Raw genomic sequence first — 15,946 nt, forward strand, 5'->3', positions numbered from 1 at the left:
TCCTAAAAAATGAGTCAGAAAGTCTATGCTCCCAATGTTCATGTATTTGCCTTTGTTCTGCAAAAAGCAGAGGAAAAAGATAAACATTGGCTTTGGCAAACCTGTGATCAGATCATCTACAAAATCCTGCGTGCAAATTTCAACTTGATGCAATGGCTGGATTTAGAAAAGGAACCAGATAACCCGACTGTCTCTTTAATCAAAGAGCAGGAACAAACAGAAGTTGCCCCGATTGAAGGCGCGGTGACTTTCGAGAATGCAAAAATATCTATCAACGGGTTTGCCTACCCTCTAAGACTTTATGATAGTTACGGACTGTGGTTAAATCTGCACCGTCCAGAAAAAGAAAATGAGCAAAAAACTGAGGATGTCGATATTCAGCTTCTGCGTCAACTCAACCCAGAGAATTGTTTGCTCTTAAATGGTAATAACAACTTTCTCGGTGAAACTCTCATCTTAACTGCTTGGTTGCCATCAGAAGAAGATTATCCAAATGAGGAAGCTTTGAGGGAACTTGCTGATGAATGTCTCAAAGCTTTTTTTCCTCAAGGCTATACTATACCTCCATTTGCTCGCTCAGCAACTTTATTTGGTAGTCCCATTTTTGAATACGGACTTTTTAGTCAATTAACAAATTACCGTCATATTTTAGTTTGGTTTTTCAACGACACAACAAGCGAGGATCAATTTGATTCTTGTCAGCAAGCTTTATTAGATTTATTTTTCTTTCGTGCCAAAGTCGTAAAAGCTTTTCAACAAAGCCGCGAAGTTTATCAAAACAGTAATAAAGAATATAGCAAAATAGAAGAGGAAATTAAAACATTAGAAAAGTTTGGAGAAACTCAGCAATTAACGCAAGAAGAATTAGAGGAATTAAGCAATAAATTAAAAATACTTCCCAAACTGGGATTAGACTATGCCAATCAACTGCGATATCTAGAAGATTACCAAAATACAATTGCGATAAATTCTCGAAACTATACTGAGAGATTGCAACAAATTAGTGGTATGCTTGAAGATGAAGATATTAGTTTATTAGAAAGATTTAGCCTGGAAAACTGTCCTTATTTTCAGGAACAGATAAAAGCAGACTTGGGATATTTCCATCATGGTTCTAGCTTGCTGGATAAAGCTATAGCTTCTATCCGGGGACGTGTAGAGATAGATAGGGCGAAGAGCGATCGCATTGCAGAGGATAAGAAACAAAAGAGCGATCGCAATCTCCAAATCACTATTCTCGCCGTAGGTAGTGCGATCGGTTCTGCTGGAATTATGGCATCTAGTTACGCCCTCGTCACAAAAGAAGACCCCGTGTTACCTCCCTTTTCCACTCCTATTCCTCATCGCTTCACCTTATCGATTGGTTACAGTCTACTTTTCGGAGTTGTTTTAGGAATGTTGATTTGGGGAGGGGATAAAATTTGGCAGTCTTATAAAAAGGGAACGCTTAACAGGGAATAGGGAACAGGGAATAGGGAATAGGGAATAGGGAAAAGGAAAAAGGGGCATATCATGTTTAATGTTTGCTATCTCCTAACAAGCACATTTTAGAACCGTTATACAGTAAGGCTTTGAGAAAAATCATAAAAATGTGCTTGTTTCATATTTTGCGGGAGCGTTAATCGCGCCCGTTGGGCGCTCAGATCTTGCACCTGCACCTGAGTCAATACAGTTCAGTTAAGGAAATTAATCTGTTGAGGCAGGCAGGGGGGCAGAGGAGCAGAGGAGCAGAGGAGCAGAGGAGCAGAGGCGAAAGAACTAATGGTAATGGACGTTAACTCTTCATCTCCCCTGCTCCCCATCTCCCCATCTCCCCTGCTGTCTCAACGAATAAATGTCTTAACTGAACCGTATTGGCACCTGAGTACGCCTTGAACTGAAGTTCAAGGCTCATAGCCAAAGTCCGTTAAAACGGACTGAAAGATTTACCCAGTCCGTTTTAACGGACTTGAACTTTGAGCCAAGAAATTTATTTCTTGGCGCACGAGAATTCTAGTGCAAAATCTGAGTTATCCTAAATCTGGATACTGGCAAATGATAAAGTTCTTCAGGGCGTGCTGCCGTTTTGACGCAAATGACTGAACAACGTGATGCTGATTTACCATCAACTGATTCTCAACACTCAAGTGAACCGACTGAGGTGACAACAAAGCCGGTTGATGATTCACTAAAAAATCAGATTTCTGGTGTTTGGAATGAGACAACAGCACGCTTGATGAAACGACTACCCGTAGATAAAATAGCACAAACGGTGGTTGGGTGGTTTAGCGTTAGTGAAACTCAGGTTGCAGAGATTTTGGAGACAATTCGAGCAGAATTGCCAACCACTGAAGCCCTTTTTATTGGTAAGCCGCAAGCGGGTAAAAGTTCGATTGTGCGAGGACTGACGGGAGTTTCAGCGGAGATTGTCGGTCAAGGATTTCGTCCACACACACAACACACCGAGCGTTACGCCTACCCTTCGGCTGACTTGCCACTACTTATTTTTACAGATACAGTCGGGCTAGGAGATGTAAACCAGGATACTGAAGTCATTGTTCAGGAATTAGTTGGAGATTTACAACAGGAAAGTCGCCGCGCCAAAATCTTGATTCTGACAGTTAAGATCAATGATTTTGCGACAGATACGTTGCGACAAATTGCCCAGCAACTGCGTCAGAAGTATCCAAATATTCCCTGTCTACTAGCGGTGACTTGCTTGCATGAGGTTTATCCTCCTGGTACAGATGATCATCCGGCATATCCACCAGATTTTGAAGAGGTTAACCGGGCATTCACTGCAATGCAGCAAGCTTTTGGGGAATTATGCGATCAGGCTGTCCTGATTGATTTCACCCTGGAAGAAGACGGTTATAACCCTGTGTTTTATGGCTTAGAGGCGTTGAGAGATGCCTTAGCAGATTTACTACCAGAAGCAGAAGCCGGAACGATTTATCAGTTATTAGATGAAGGCACTGGCAAACAACTTGGTAATCTTTACCGCGATGTTGCACGCCGTTACGTTTTGGTATTTGCCATGATATCAGCTACCATCTCAGCTGTGCCGCTACCCTTTGCAACGATGCCAGCACTCACAGCCTTGCAAGTCTCGATGGTGGGGCTGCTGGGGAAATTGTATGGACAAACGCTGACGCCATCGCAAGCAGGGGGGATTGTGAGTGCGATCGCCAGTGGTTTCTTAGCACGAGCGATCGCACGTGAGTTAATCAAATTCGTACCAGGTTTTGGCAGTGTGATAGCTGCTTCTTGGGCAGCTGCCTATACTTGGTCACTTGGGGAAGCAGCTTGCGTTTATTTTGGTGATTTAATGGGTGGGAAGAAACCTGATCCCAAGAAAATTCAATCTGTGATGCAAGATGCATTCCAGGTTGCAAAAGAACGGTTTAAGGGAATTAAGCGCTGAGACAAAAGCATCTATACCGCCAAAGGACTTCCCTGCCATAAAGTTAGAACAAAATCTTTTCGCTGTCATCCAGCGATGATCGGTTGTAAAAATTTTTCTTTCATCGTAACTCAAAAAAAGCAGCTGGCGAGATGTGAAAAAAGTCTGCCAATTGACGAATATGATTTACTGTTAGATTGCGTTGACCACTCAAAACTTCAGATACTATAGATTCAGTTTTAAAGATAGGAATTAAATCTTTTTGCCGCAAACCTAGTTCAGCTATTAAGGCTTTGAGAAGTTCTACGCCATGAATATCAGGTATAAGTTTATGTTTTTCTTCGTACTCGTAAACGAGAGTACCTAATACCGTTTCACTTTAAGGTTGATACAAATGGGGGGGCAGGGAACAGGGGGCAGGGAGTAGGGGGAAAGAATTAGAAACCAATCATTTGTATCAAGGATTTCGTGAAATGGTATAACACATTGAGATAGTCTTGTTCATCTGGTTAATTCACCTTTATCAATAAGTGAATCAATGACTTTCTGCGTAGCCGTCAATTCTTCTTCTGAAGTGATTGGACGAGGAGGAAAAGTTTTGAGTAACTCGATATAAGCGTTAGTGCTTGGTGTATTAAGGGTCATTTTTCCAGCTTAGCAAATTGCGAAGATTGGTGCGAAGATACTGGTGGGCATCGCCCACCTTCATTACTTAAACAAGGACTGGAGTATTGACACGCTTCTCCAAAGGCATTGCAACCATCTGCATTCCTGGTGGTGTTGCTACGGTAAGACCACGACGCACAGGACGCACGGGACGCCTATTGACCAAGGAGACTTGGAAACGTGATAGAATTGTCGCCAATACGAGTTTCATTTCATACTGGGCAAACGCCAGCCCAATACAACGACGATTTCCACCACCAAAGGGCAAGTATTCATAAGGCGAAAATTGCCTTTCCAAAAAGCGTTCTGGTTTAAACTGCTTTGATTGTGGGTAAGTTTCTTCCCTGTGGTGTGCTAAGTAGATACTGGGGACAATGAGTGTTCCTTCTGGGAGTGTGTAACCTTGAATTTCTATAGGCGATCGCACAACTCGAAAAAAACCATTCATTGCAATCGGATATATCCGCAGGGTTTCTTGGCAGACTGCTGTTAGGTAAGGCAATTTGGTCACAGTAGTTGGATCTGGGTTGTCGCCAAGGGTGTTGAGTTCCCTCAACAACTTGTCGCGCACTTCTGGTAAATAGTCAATCCAATAAAATGCCCAAGTTAATGCTGAAGCAGTCGTTTCATGTCCCGCTACCATCAGAGTCATCAACTCATCGCGTAACTCTTCATCAGTCATCGGTTGACCATCTTCATAACGAGCAGACATCATCAAACTGAGGATATCTTGCCGATTTTGATCAGATTGGGCGCGACGTTCCCGAATCAGCGCATAAATCATTTCATCAATTTGTTGTCGCAGGCGTAGCACTCGACCCCAAGGACTCCACGCGCCTAAATCTTTTTGTAGAAACCAAAAAAAGAAGCCAGCGGACAAGAGGGGGGAACCTATAGAATCCAACAGTAAACTTAACAAGTGTCGAATTTTTTCCAAACGAGGTCCTTCATCTAAGCCAAACACAACCCGCAAAATAACTCGCAAGGCAATTTCTTGCATCGACGCACGGATATTAAACGGCTTACCCATCTTCCACTCGTTGCTCACCTGGTGCGTGATTTCGCGGATAGTTTCGGCGTAAGCCCGCATTCGCTCGCCATGAAAAGGAGGGGTTAAGAGTTGACGTTGGCGTTGGTGGCGATCGCCGTCCAGTAGAATGAGGGAATTAGAACCTAGCAAAAATTGTAAACCTCCGTTTCCCCTTCCAGCGTATAAGTGACTGGAATCCGCATTAAAAATTTGTTGCAGTGCTTGAGGATGACTGAAGTAGACAATAGGAGAATTATTGCGACTCCAAACAGTGAAGTTATCGCCGTATTGTTTCGCAAAATCTTCCACATATTCCAACGGCTGAAAAATTAATTTCATCAGGCGCAGGAAACTCGACATTTTTGGTCCATCAGGCAGATTGTTAGTTGCTCTCATAAAGACTTGTGGCGTTGAGTGCTGATTGCTTCTATTGTGACTCTTAAAAAAAGAGTAATTCTTGGAGTGTAAAACTATTCTCTCTATCAGCCGATTCCCCATTTCTCCTTCAAGAGGTATATTCTGTGTAAGAGTGTCGGAAGCAAACAGTGCCAAAAATCATCGCTATCCTCAACGGTAAGGGAGGCGTCGGTAAAACAACCACCGCTGTCAACCTGGCTGCAACCTTTGCACAACGAAAAAAGGTTCTTTTAATCGACGCAGATATTCAAGGTTCTGCCAGTTGGTGGTTTGGACGCGGGGAAAGTAGCATGGGATTTGATTTATCACAATCAACTGACCCGAAACTTTTAGGTTATTTACGAGGAATAACAGGTTACGATTTAGTAATGGTAGATACGCCTCCGGCGCTGCGCTCTGAAGCATTGGCGGCAGTTGTTGCTGCAGCTGATTATTTGGTTTTGCCCACGCCATGTGCACCAATGGATTTAGCTATCCTGATTGAGACAATCCAACAAGTCGTCACTCCTGCTGGGAAACCCCATCGGGTTTTGCTGACGAAGGTGGATACGCGCTGCTTAGGGGAAGCGCTGGATGCTCAAAACACTCTTAAGGAGATGGGAATTCCTGCTTGTAAAGCTTTTATCCGCGTCTACAAAGCGCACGAACGAGCTGCACTTGAGGGTGTCCCAATAAGCAAATGGCGAGGAAATAACGCACGAGAGGCGGAGTCAGACTACCGTCAAGTAGCCGAAGAAATAAAGCGTGATTGGAGGCAATATGACTAAAAAACGTCTTTCTGATTTATTACAAGAAGAAGCACAAAAATTTTCACCATCAGAAGGTGAAACGACTATTGATGTTGCAGCTGTTTCAGATGATAATTCCTCCACATCTTCCGATAGTGATACGGGGAATGAAGTTGCTTCTGCTCAACTAAAGGAGGAGACACAAGCTGCCGAGACAACAACGTCTAAGCGTACAACCCCAACAAAAGCGGAGTTAGAAGCAACTGTCAAAGAGTTAAAGGAAGCTTTGGAAAAAGCACAAAAAAAAGAAGCTTCTCTGGTTAAACAGTTGAAGAACACTTTAGAAAAAACACAGCAAAAAGAAACTTCTGTTGTTAATGAACTCAAAGAAACTATGGACAAGGCACAGAAGAAAGAAGCTTCTGTTGTCAAAGAACTAAAAGAAACTATAGAAAAAGCACAGCAAAAAGAAGCCTCTCTTCAGCAGCAAATAACTGATTTAGAATTAGATGTATCTAAGCACAAAATACTAGCAGCAAGCCTGAAAACAGAACTTGATGATGCAAAAAAAGCTGCGATACAACTCGCAGAAGCTAATTCACAACTGACAGAAACAATCAATACATTACAACAAAAAAAGCAAAATGCTCTAGCACCAAAAACTTACAAAAAATCATATCCTTTAGCACAAAGATTACCAGAAGGACGACCTATAACCAAGGATAACGATTCTGATGATAAATCTTCTCCGATGTGGTTACTTGATTAAAGTCACTCAATCGGTACAGTTAACATCAATTATTACAAATCATCTATGGCACTGCTTAGCTTATTTGTCAGTTCAGCAGTGCCATTTTCTATGCAATGCGTGCTCCTTGAGCGATCGTTAATAATTGATTGTCGAGCGATCGCCACCGATTGAAGAAGAATTCAGGAGTAATATCGTGTCCGGTTAAAGACTTATCATTAAGGCTCTTCGGGAGCAGGGAGAGAAAGAGTTTTCAGGTTTTAGCCTCACCACCGCACTGGCTCACTTCTGACTCCTGATTTCTGAATTCTGCTGTAGCAATCCTAGATGATTTGTGAAAAAAGTTTTGATTGAATTAACCGCAGAGAGCGAATTTGCGGTGTGGATGTTCCTCCCGCAAAGTTCGCGGTGGGCGCAGAGGAGGAAAACAGAGAGTTGAGCGCTAAGGCGCACGCTCCGCGAACACGAATAATTTAGGACTGCTATAGAGTGTTAATTTTACTTAAAAGGGGTCTATGCATTATAAAACTTGTTTTAATTTATCAGCCCTTAAACCAACTCTTGCAACCGGTCATCCCGGAATTCTAAAATATGCTGAGCAGTGATTTGCGGCTGTTCTAAATGAGGAACATGACCGCAATCTTTAATCCAAATGAGTTTACTATTTGGAATCGCCAATTTAAACCTGTTGGCATCCTTGATACCTAAAATCCTGTCAGAATCACCCCATAAAATCAGCGTTGGTTGCACAATTTCTGCTAATTTCTTAAATCTAAAAGCACTGTAACCACCACTTTTGGTAAAAGCAATCAAAGCTTTCTGCCAGTCGGGGCATTCTAGGTGTAGTGCTGTACATAATTGAGCATCAAGTGACGCTAACTCCCTGTTTTTATAAGCTGCGCGGGAGATACTTGCCCGAACTTTCGGATTACGTAAAAATTGAGTTGCCCAATTATCTAACGGTGGAAACATTAATTTACTTAATGGTGAACCATCTGCTAAACCAGCACTATCAATTAATACCAGCTTTTGCACGACTTCTGGGTAAGTGAGGGTGAAATCAATTGCTGCTGCACCTCCCATCGAAGCGCCCACTAAAATCACAGGTTTGTTAATCAGGGTTTTCCAGAAATAATAGAGATGGGTTTTAATGCTGGCGGGGCTAAACTTAACTCCAAGTGGTCTATCTGTGAACCCAAAACCCAATAAATCCACTGTCCATGTCTGGTTTTGTAAGGCAAGTTGAGGGATCAGGCGGCGAAACTCGAACACAGAACCATCAAAACCGTGAATCAAGACTAAAGGTGTACCCCCATTTCCTTGACGTACATAGGTGGTGGTAATTGGTTGTGTACTCAAGGGAGTCGTCAGAGCAATTTGTTCAATACTTTGAGCAAGAGCAATTGAGGAAGGTTCTGTGAGTTCGCCAACTGTAGTTGGTAAGAAACTTGGAAACATAGGATTTTGTTTAGCTGAAGCATTACATCTTTAAACCAATGCCATTTTTAGCAAACTCTTCTACTGTTTTGTCTGAAAATTCATGAGTCGCCATAGCTTGTAACATTGACAAAGGTAAAGTCAGATGATGAGCACCAGCTTGTAGCGATGCTGCGGCTTCTTCTGGTGATTTAATACTAGCTGCTAAGATTTCAGTGTTGCTGCCACTTAGCACACTAGCCATATCTCGTACTAAGGCAATTCCATCGCCTAATAAACGCGTAGCACGATTAACATAGGCGATCGCCATTTTAGCACCCGCCTCCCGTGCCACTGCTGCCTGTGCTGCACTGTAAATAGCTGTCACTGAACAAGTGATTTCTGGCGAGAGACTCGCCACGGCTGCAAATCCGACTGGTGTTGCTGGGATTTTCAAAATCGTTTGTTTACCAATAATCTCAAAAGCTTTCCTCCCTTCCGCTAGCATCCCCTCAAAATCAGACGACATCAGCTGGTAAAATACTGGTCCACAAGTCAACTGCGTCAATTTTTTCAGTGTAGTTTCGGGTGGATTATCACTTTTTGCTAAAAGCGTTGGATTTGTCGTGATGCCTTTTACCCAACCCATTCTACTGGCAATTTCCGCTTCAGATATAATTGCTGAGTCCAGATAGATTGCCATGATTGTCTCGCTTTTTGAGGTGTTGCAACAACAGCTATAATCTCACATTCCGAACCTTGAGTGGTAGCAGTTTTCCTAAAGGCAATTAGGGTTGCGGCATAACAACAACTGTGAAGCAGACAGACCTTTGCTAGTATCAGAGTAGAAATCTTAGTACGGCTTTTATGGCACTGTCAATCATAGCTGAGTCTGCGCCATTAGAAACTAACGCTGATGGTATAGTTCGGGTAGGCAAAACTCGTGTAACACTGGATACGGTCGTTGCTGTTTTCAAACAAGGAGCAACAGCAGAAGAAATTGTTTACCGTTATCCATCGCTGAACCTGGCTGATGTATACGCCACAATTGCCTTTTACCTCAATCATCAGCAAGAAGTTGAGATATACCTACAGCAGCGACAGCAGCAAACGCAAGAGGTTCGCAGGATGAACCAGCAAAGGTTTGATCCGCAAGGGTTACGTGATAGATTGCTTGCTCGTAAGGCTGAGCAGGAAGCATGTTGAGGGTGCTTGCCGATGAAAACTTCGACAATACTATCGTTAGAGGCTTACTGCGACGTAACCTGAATATTGATATTGTGCGAGTCCAAGATATTGGTTTATCGGGCCAGGATGACCCAATCATATTGGCATGGGCAGCCCAAGAAAACCGAGTGTTGCTCACCCACGATGTCGCTACGATTACACGTTATGCTTATGAACGACTCACACAGGGGTAGCCAATGCCAGGAGTTATTGAGGTTAGTGTAGATGCGCCAATTGGACAAGTGATAGAGGATATTCTCATCATCGTGGAGTGTAGTCTGGACGGAGAATTGGAAGGACAGGTTCAGTATCTTCCTCTGTAATTTGAATTTTGAATTTTTAACCTCATCGCCGTTTCATAAGAATATCCCAAGTTGCTCCACCAGCCACACCGTCAGCTTCTACACCATTACGCTTTTGTAAAGCGATGACTGCAGCTTCGGTTGATTGGCCAAAATCGCCATCAACTTCGTTCTCATTCAACAAACCGAGTCTTTGCAGTCGTCTTTGCAACTTCACAACCTCAGGACCACGCATTCCTATACGTAAAATGGGTAATCCTTCGGAGGTATATTGAATTGAAGCAACTTGTTGAGTACGAGTGGTTGAGCGAGAACCAGAGGATTGATCAGAACGAGTTGAAGCAGAGCGATCGCTTTGCTGATTACGAATGCTTTGCTCAGAACGAGTCGAGCCAGAGCGAGTAGATGTTGATTGTCGTACGTTTGTTGTCTGTGAACCTCCGGTGGTATTGCGCGTCACAGAGCGTGGCTCTGTTTTGGAATTATCTTCTCTGGTTCTGGTGGTTCCAGTTGTATTGCGCGTCACAGAGCGTGGCTCTGTTTTAGAATTATCTTCTCTGGTTCTGGTGGTTCCAGTTGTATTGCGTCCTGCGGGTGTTGGCTCTGGTTTAGAGCTCGCAGCAGATGGTGTGTTAGTCGTTGTGGGTGTTGGAGCAACTGAATTAGAACTAGGAACAACAACTTGATTGGTGTTAGAAGTCCCAGACGCAAGAGGAGATCTGCTTGTAGAAGAATTAGGTGATGGTCCAGATGATGCAACTGTCGTTTCACCAGGAAAAAGTCGTTGCCAAGTTGTTGTATCAACAATGCCATCTGCTTTCAAGCCAGCAGCTTCCTGAAAGCGGGAAACAGCGACGACGGTACTTTCGTTATATTCCCCATCTACTGTGCCTGTGTAGAAGCCTAAAAGTTTTAAAGCTGCTTGAAGTTCCGTGACACGTTCTCCTTTGCTACCAATTTGGAGAGTAGGACGGTTGATGCCTTCAGAGGAAGTTGTCTGTGCTATTTGTTCTGGTTGAGATGCAATCGAGACTGTAGAGAAACCAAAAAGCAGAGATACTCCGCAGGATAGCAGTATCTTAACATTTAGTAAGGCTTGAGACCTCTGCTCTGTTTTCATTCCACTTGAATTTACGGTTGGCTTGAAAAACGGTGAGTCATTTAACGGATTTGTTTTTATACTGCTTTTCATGGAAATCCCCCTGGCTCATCTCATGCTAATTATCGGTGTATAATGCAAATATAGAGTAGCAGTATTTTAAATTCCTCTTAGGAATTTAAATCTAAAATTGCACTATGAACCGCTCGTTCTTGACCCACTAGTGACACATAAGGTTCCCGTAAATATCGATCAGCAGCAGCTATGACATCTGTAGCACGTAAAGAGGCGATCGCCTCCTGAAAATTTGTATCAAAATCAATTCCCAGTCCCAAAATTTCATACCAGCCATACATCTGAGCAATTTGGGCATTGGTTTGTTTGCCCAAAGCGTATTGTCCTAGTATCTTGTTTTTTGCTGCTTGGAGTGCGTCTTCGCCTAATTCCGTGGTGAACAGTAAATCAACTTCCTGACGCAAACTAGAAAGAGCAACTTGGGTATTTTCTGGTGCTGTACCCATGTAAACAACAAATGATGCTCTTGAGAGTCGTGTTGGGTAAAAAGCTGATACCTCGTAAGCCAAGCCACGCTTTTCGCGCAGTTCCACAAACAAGCGACTGGAAAGACCATTTCCCAAGTAAGTAGATAGTAACTTCAATGCTGCGTAATCACTTGAGCGCACCGATGATCCCAAATAACCTAGCATAACGATAGATTGCTGGGTTTGTTGAGGTGTAATCTTGATTTGAGGTTCAACGTTGAGTTCTGGTAAATTTAGTTTTGGCAATGGCTGAGTGGGGGATGCTTGCCAATCATCAAAAACTTCTTGCACAAGAGCGATCGCATTTTCTGGTGTGATGCGTCCAGCAATACTAATAACGATATTCTCAGGACGGAAATGTCTCTGATGATACTCCACTAAGTCTTTGCGAGTTAAGCGACTCATAGTGGCTTCATTGCCTAATCCCGAGCTTGCATAAGGATGGTTTTGATACATAACATCCCGGAGTTGATCAAAGGCAATGGTAAACGGCTGTTCTTGTTGTGAGCGAATATCTTGTAGGGCAACACGCCGTTCTAATTCTACCTCTGCTTGTGGAAATGTTGGCGATCGCAAAATTCGTCCCGCCAACCTAAACATTTGTGCAAAATCTGAGGTGACTGTCTTCAACGAAAGCAAAAAATAATCAGATGCAGTGTCTGCACCCAAACTTGCTCCCAGCGACTCCACTTGTTCGGCAATTTCCAAACTCGAAAGTCCATTACAACCTTTTGTAAGCACCGTTGATAGCAAATATGCTAATCCAGCTTGCTCCTGGTTCTCATAACAGCTACCAGCGCGGACAAAAATTCGTGCTGCAATAATATCTGCAGCCGGATTTTCTACCACCAAGACTACAATGCCATTGTTCAATACTGTGCGATGGATATGGGATTTTTGCTGCGATGTTGTCATTAGTCCTTAGTTATTAATCATAAGTTATTAGTTCTTTATGCTAATGACCAAGCCCGCAATGGAAGTAGGTGTAAGGGGATAGGGGAGGACAGTGCTGGGGGTAGTCTCCGAGGTTTTGGGGGTTTCCAACGCCAGATACCTCTGTCGGGAAACAAGGACTATGTCCTGCGGACACGCTACGCTATCAGTACTGGCTCCCCATGAGGAACTGCCGAAAGGGTTTCCCGACTTGAGGCACCTGTCCGTTGAGCCAGTACTGTTCAAAGCAGCGTGCCACTTTGTGCCATAGGAGGGTTTCCCTCCTATGTCCTGCGGACACGCTACGCTATGAGTACTGGTTCCCCTACACCCCCTTTTGCTGACTAGTCACTAACAGGGTTTAAGTACTGTAACCACGTAATGATTGGGTGAGACATACTCTTGTGCTAGTTTTTGCAGTTGTTTGGCATCAAAGAATTGAATTTGCGACGGATAAGCCACTGCTAATTCAGCTTGAGCAATCGTGTTGTAGTATCCATAAAGTCCTGCAAGCTGATTTGGTGTTTCGGTAGAAAATGCAAAGTCATTACACAGGAGTCTTTGAGCGCGCTTTATTTCTTGTTCCCTGATTCCGTTGTCAATTAAATCTTGCAAATGTAGACGAATTAAGGATTCGACACGTTCCACATCTTTTAATTCTAACCAAGCTGTGATTGTAAATAAACTGGAGTCTTGTTGTAAGGAAAAATGACTACATATACCCTGTACCAATTGTTGCTCTTCTCGCAAATCACGCACTAGACGAGAGGTGCGTCCTTGCGCCAATAAGACAGAAAGTAAATCCAATCCACAACAAGTATCTAGCTGTTCGACTCCAGGTCCAATCCAAGCCATTAGCAACCGCGCCACTTCTAGGCGAGGTAAAGAAAGTTCCTGACGACGAATTCCAGGTATAACCGGCTTCGCCACCTCCTTTTTTTGAGGAAAGTCACAGCAATGTTCGGCAGAATTAACAAATGTCTGGTTCGCTAATTTTAAAGCAGATTCTGCAGCTATTGAGCCAACAATCACCGCTGTCATATTTTCTGGTTGGTAGTGATCACGGTGAAAAGAGCGCATAATCTCTGGTGATTGCTTCATCAATTCTTCCTCACTACCTAATATGGAACGTCCGTAAGGATGATGTTGATAAACACTTGAGAGCAGAGCGTGAAATCCGATCCAATCTGGATCATCATGTGCTTGACGAATCTCCTCTAAGACAACATCTCGTTCACGGGTAAATTCATCCTCTGGTATTGCTGCATTTAGTAGTAACTCTCCCATGTAAGGCAAAGTCTCTTCTAAATGTAGGGAAGCTGTGGTGAGAGAATAATGAGCGTAGTCGTAGCTTGTTGCCGCATTGGTTAGCCCACCCTGATTTTCAATCTTTTGATCAAATACCCCTGGCGGTACCCTTGCAGTACCTTTAAAAATCATGTGTTCCAGAAAGTGAGCCATACCAAACCACGGTTCTGGCTCAAAGTTAGCACCTGCACGTACCCAAATATCTGCCACAACAACAGGGGTTGTGGCAATTTCTTGATGAATTAAGGTTAAACCATTGTCTAGTTTGAAAACAGACGCTGGAAACACGGTCTTTATCAGTTTATTTAACAATTCTTTACAGTTATAACCACAATATAGCCTAGTTCTGCGATTCTAACTCTTATTGGCACCCTTATATTGGATCGTTTTACACAGATTTTTTTACTATATAAGCTTTTTACTAACGCTCTTAACCGCTATCAACAGCCTTAAAAAACACCTTCCTTTTCTTTCCTGTTAAGCGTTATGCGTGTTTCTAGAGAGAGCTTTTTTTAGAAATTATGACGCTTAGAATCGGAGTATTTGTGTATAGATCTGCACAAACATATATGAAGTTTGTTTATAAATTATCTTTCGATTTTTTAAGTTTTCATGAATTGCTAATTCTATTCAAAAATCAAAGCTCCCATGTCTTAACTGAGCAAGGGAGCTAGATGTTTTGGTACACCGCGACGCCGTTTTACCTAAGTTTATGACCTGGATAAACCAGGTGGGAACGGATGCTGCTCGTTTAAAGTTTCCGGGTACTTTGCCCGGTATACTGCCACGAGAGTTATTAAGCTCCCTTATTCTTAAGGCATAGATCAAAAAACTTTATGGCAGTCACCAACGTAGCAGTGCAACAAAACCATTATAGCTTTCAAAAAGATTTTGTGTTTTTTTCGTTGAAATTTTCTAGCAGGGTTGATGAGGATACCAGATAGATTCTATATTTCGGGCGATACGCAAAGCGTCAAGCCTCTGGCTTATCGCCTGAGCCTGATCCCGACTTTGAATATCTAGCAAAACCGTGACGTGTCCCAGTTTGCGCCCAGGACGAGATTCGGTTTTTCCATACCAGTGGACGTGCGCTTGGGGAATCTGCTCTATTTGCTGGCGCTTGGTTATATAGTCACTTTCAGAAATTTCATACCCCAAAAGGTTAACCATCACAGCACCAGGGCAAATCATGGTTGTGTTACCCAACTGCATACCACAAACTGCCCGTAGATGCTGCTCAAATTGAGAAGTTTCGCAAGCATCAATGGAGAAATGTCCTGAATTGTGGGTGCGGGGTGCGACTTCATTAACCAGCACCTTGCCATCAGGCGTCAGAAATAACTCTATACCAAAAACTCCCACTGCATCTAGACTATTGAGTAAAGTACGGGCAATCTTGTCTATTTCAACAGCCACCTGTGATGAAACACAAGCGGGTGCGATCGCTCGCCGACACACCTGTTCTTCCTGCTGAGTCTCTACGACTGGGAAAGTACAAACCTCACCAATCACAGAACGCGCCGCAATCACGGCTAATTCCCGTTCAAACGGAATAAATTCTTCTAATAAAAAACTAGATTGACTGACGACACATTCTGTGCTGTCTAATTCTAGTTTTTGCTTTAAACCTTCTATTTCCTTTATGATAAAAGTCCCTTGACCATCATAACCGTGGCGGCGAGCTTTCAAAACTGCAGGAAAACCTATTTGTTGCGCGAAGATAATTTCAGCAGTTGTGTTCCAATCTTGTTCTATAGCGACAAACCGAGGAACAGGTAAACCCAAGTCCCGTAAATAGCAGCGTTGGTGATATTTATCTAAAAGGGGAGTCAAAGCTTCCAGTCTAGGACGAAAACAAACGCCTTGTTCAGCCAACTTTGATAAAGCTTCAATATCAACAAACTCGTTCTCAAAGGTGATGACATCGCTTCTATTGGCTAATTCCGCCGTGGCGTTAGCGTCATCAATTGCAGCGAAAACGTTATCCTTTGCTGATATGGGTACAGCCGGATCGTTGGGGCTAGGAGTTTGCACAACCAATTCAACTCCTAACTTCTTTGCAGCATCCGCCATCATCCACGCTAATTGTCCGCCACCAATAACACCAACACGCTTTATCGACATCTATCAAGAATTCCTAGCTCCACG

General features: G+C 43.2%; 15 protein-coding genes and 1 other RNA gene. 7 read left to right on the forward strand and 9 right to left on the reverse strand.

The genetic code is table 11. From position 1 onward, the window contains the following. Positions 1 to 9 precede the first annotated feature (9 nt). Positions 10 to 1,461, forward strand: coding sequence for a hypothetical protein (locus AC5JM2_RS27920; RefSeq protein ID WP_495838135.1), 1,452 nt, complete (start codon positions 10 to 12; stop codon positions 1,459 to 1,461). A gap of 613 nt (positions 1,462 to 2,074) precedes the next feature. Continuing rightward, positions 2,075 to 3,403 carry a GTPase family protein gene (locus AC5JM2_RS27925; protein ID WP_495838137.1) on the forward strand — a complete coding sequence of 443 codons (1,329 nt, stop codon included), beginning with the start codon at positions 2,075 to 2,077 and terminating at the stop codon, positions 3,401 to 3,403. Between the two features lie 480 nt (positions 3,404 to 3,883). On the opposite strand, the gene AC5JM2_RS27930 is transcribed toward AC5JM2_RS27925, so the two are convergent. Then, entirely contained in the window at positions 3,884 to 4,027 is a 144-nt protein-coding gene (locus tag AC5JM2_RS27930; protein ID WP_495838139.1) for a hypothetical protein, read from the reverse strand. 67 nt (positions 4,028 to 4,094) lie between these two features. Further along, complete coding sequence (locus tag AC5JM2_RS27935) at positions 4,095 to 5,474, reverse strand: cytochrome P450 (protein WP_495838141.1); 1,380 nt, start codon at positions 5,472 to 5,474, stop codon at positions 4,095 to 4,097. 149 nt (positions 5,475 to 5,623) lie between these two features. On the opposite strand from AC5JM2_RS27935, the gene AC5JM2_RS27940 reads away from it, so the two are divergent. Further along, a complete protein-coding gene (locus tag AC5JM2_RS27940) occupies positions 5,624 to 6,262 on the forward strand; it encodes a ParA family protein (RefSeq protein WP_495838143.1) in 639 nt (212 codons plus the stop codon). Further along, positions 6,255 to 6,992, forward strand: coding sequence for a hypothetical protein (locus tag AC5JM2_RS27945; protein ID WP_495838145.1), 738 nt, complete (start codon positions 6,255 to 6,257; stop codon positions 6,990 to 6,992). Before AC5JM2_RS27940 ends, AC5JM2_RS27945 begins: the two co-directional genes overlap by 8 nt. Before the next feature lie 528 nt (positions 6,993 to 7,520). Here the strand turns inward: AC5JM2_RS27945 and AC5JM2_RS27950 are convergent. Continuing rightward, positions 7,521 to 8,429, reverse strand: coding sequence for an alpha/beta fold hydrolase (locus tag AC5JM2_RS27950; protein ID WP_495838147.1), 909 nt, complete (start codon positions 8,427 to 8,429; stop codon positions 7,521 to 7,523). Between the two features lie 22 nt (positions 8,430 to 8,451). After that, positions 8,452 to 9,090 carry a transaldolase family protein gene (locus AC5JM2_RS27955; protein ID WP_495838149.1) on the reverse strand — a complete coding sequence of 213 codons (639 nt, stop codon included), beginning with the start codon at positions 9,088 to 9,090 and terminating at the stop codon, positions 8,452 to 8,454. 164 nt (positions 9,091 to 9,254) lie between these two features. On the opposite strand from AC5JM2_RS27955, the gene AC5JM2_RS27960 reads away from it, so the two are divergent. Genes AC5JM2_RS27960 through AC5JM2_RS27970 form a run of 3 tightly spaced genes read left to right on the forward strand, consistent with a single transcriptional unit; the run spans position 9,255 to position 9,937 of the window. Next, entirely contained in the window at positions 9,255 to 9,593 is a 339-nt protein-coding gene (locus AC5JM2_RS27960; protein WP_495838150.1) for a DUF433 domain-containing protein, read from the forward strand. Continuing rightward, a complete protein-coding gene (locus AC5JM2_RS27965) occupies positions 9,587 to 9,808 on the forward strand; it encodes a DUF5615 family PIN-like protein (RefSeq protein ID WP_495838152.1) in 222 nt (73 codons plus the stop codon). Before AC5JM2_RS27960 ends, AC5JM2_RS27965 begins: the two co-directional genes overlap by 7 nt. 3 nt (positions 9,809 to 9,811) lie before the next feature. After that, positions 9,812 to 9,937, forward strand: coding sequence for a hypothetical protein (locus AC5JM2_RS27970; RefSeq protein ID WP_495838154.1), 126 nt, complete (start codon positions 9,812 to 9,814; stop codon positions 9,935 to 9,937). 22 nt (positions 9,938 to 9,959) lie between these two features. Here the strand turns inward: AC5JM2_RS27970 and AC5JM2_RS27975 are convergent, their stop codons facing one another. The 5 genes from AC5JM2_RS27975 to AC5JM2_RS27995 form a co-directional block, all read right to left on the reverse strand. Continuing rightward, complete coding sequence (locus AC5JM2_RS27975; RefSeq protein ID WP_495838156.1) at positions 9,960 to 11,108, reverse strand: peptidoglycan-binding domain-containing protein; 1,149 nt, start codon at positions 11,106 to 11,108, stop codon at positions 9,960 to 9,962. Positions 11,109 to 11,185: 77 nt separating this feature from the next. After that, positions 11,186 to 12,472, reverse strand: a complete 1,287-nt coding sequence (locus AC5JM2_RS27980; RefSeq protein WP_495838158.1) for a M16 family metallopeptidase — start codon at positions 12,470 to 12,472, stop codon at positions 11,186 to 11,188. Positions 12,473 to 12,841: 369 nt separating this feature from the next. Beyond that, on the reverse strand, positions 12,842 to 14,086 hold the full coding sequence (locus AC5JM2_RS27985) for a M16 family metallopeptidase (RefSeq protein ID WP_495838160.1): 1,245 nt from the start codon (positions 14,084 to 14,086) through the stop codon (positions 12,842 to 12,844). A 392-nt stretch (positions 14,087 to 14,478) separates the two neighbouring features. After that, positions 14,479 to 14,662: non-coding RNA, 6S RNA (ssrS, locus tag AC5JM2_RS27990), on the reverse strand. A gap of 51 nt (positions 14,663 to 14,713) precedes the next feature. Further along, positions 14,714 to 15,916, reverse strand: coding sequence for a 5-(carboxyamino)imidazole ribonucleotide synthase (locus AC5JM2_RS27995; RefSeq protein ID WP_495838197.1), 1,203 nt, complete (start codon positions 15,914 to 15,916; stop codon positions 14,714 to 14,716). Between the last annotated feature and the right edge of the window lie 30 nt (positions 15,917 to 15,946).

The sequence above is a fragment of the Brasilonema angustatum genome (genome assembly GCF_059505445.1).

Bases quoted from the DNA above. Each gene is read 5' to 3' on its own strand.
- AC5JM2_RS27920 (WP_495838135.1), top strand. From the start codon at position 10: ATGAGTCAGAAAGTCTATGCTCCCAATGTTCATGTATTTGCCTTTGTT.
- AC5JM2_RS27960 (WP_495838150.1), top strand. From the start codon at position 9,255: ATGGCACTGTCAATCATAGCTGAGTCTGCGCCATTAGAAACTAACGCT.
- AC5JM2_RS27955 (WP_495838149.1), bottom strand. From the start codon at position 9,090: ATGGCAATCTATCTGGACTCAGCAATTATATCTGAAGCGGAAATTGCC.
- AC5JM2_RS27970 (WP_495838154.1), top strand. From the start codon at position 9,812: ATGCCAGGAGTTATTGAGGTTAGTGTAGATGCGCCAATTGGACAAGTG.
- AC5JM2_RS27945 (WP_495838145.1), top strand. From the start codon at position 6,255: ATGACTAAAAAACGTCTTTCTGATTTATTACAAGAAGAAGCACAAAAA.
- AC5JM2_RS27950 (WP_495838147.1), bottom strand. From the start codon at position 8,429: ATGTTTCCAAGTTTCTTACCAACTACAGTTGGCGAACTCACAGAACCT.
- AC5JM2_RS27980 (WP_495838158.1), bottom strand. From the start codon at position 12,472: ATGACAACATCGCAGCAAAAATCCCATATCCATCGCACAGTATTGAAC.
- AC5JM2_RS27965 (WP_495838152.1), top strand. From the start codon at position 9,587: ATGTTGAGGGTGCTTGCCGATGAAAACTTCGACAATACTATCGTTAGA.
- AC5JM2_RS27925 (WP_495838137.1), top strand. From the start codon at position 2,075: ATGACTGAACAACGTGATGCTGATTTACCATCAACTGATTCTCAACAC.
- AC5JM2_RS27935 (WP_495838141.1), bottom strand. From the start codon at position 5,474: ATGAGAGCAACTAACAATCTGCCTGATGGACCAAAAATGTCGAGTTTC.
- AC5JM2_RS27930 (WP_495838139.1), bottom strand. From the start codon at position 4,027: ATGACCCTTAATACACCAAGCACTAACGCTTATATCGAGTTACTCAAA.
- AC5JM2_RS27975 (WP_495838156.1), bottom strand. From the start codon at position 11,108: ATGAAAAGCAGTATAAAAACAAATCCGTTAAATGACTCACCGTTTTTC.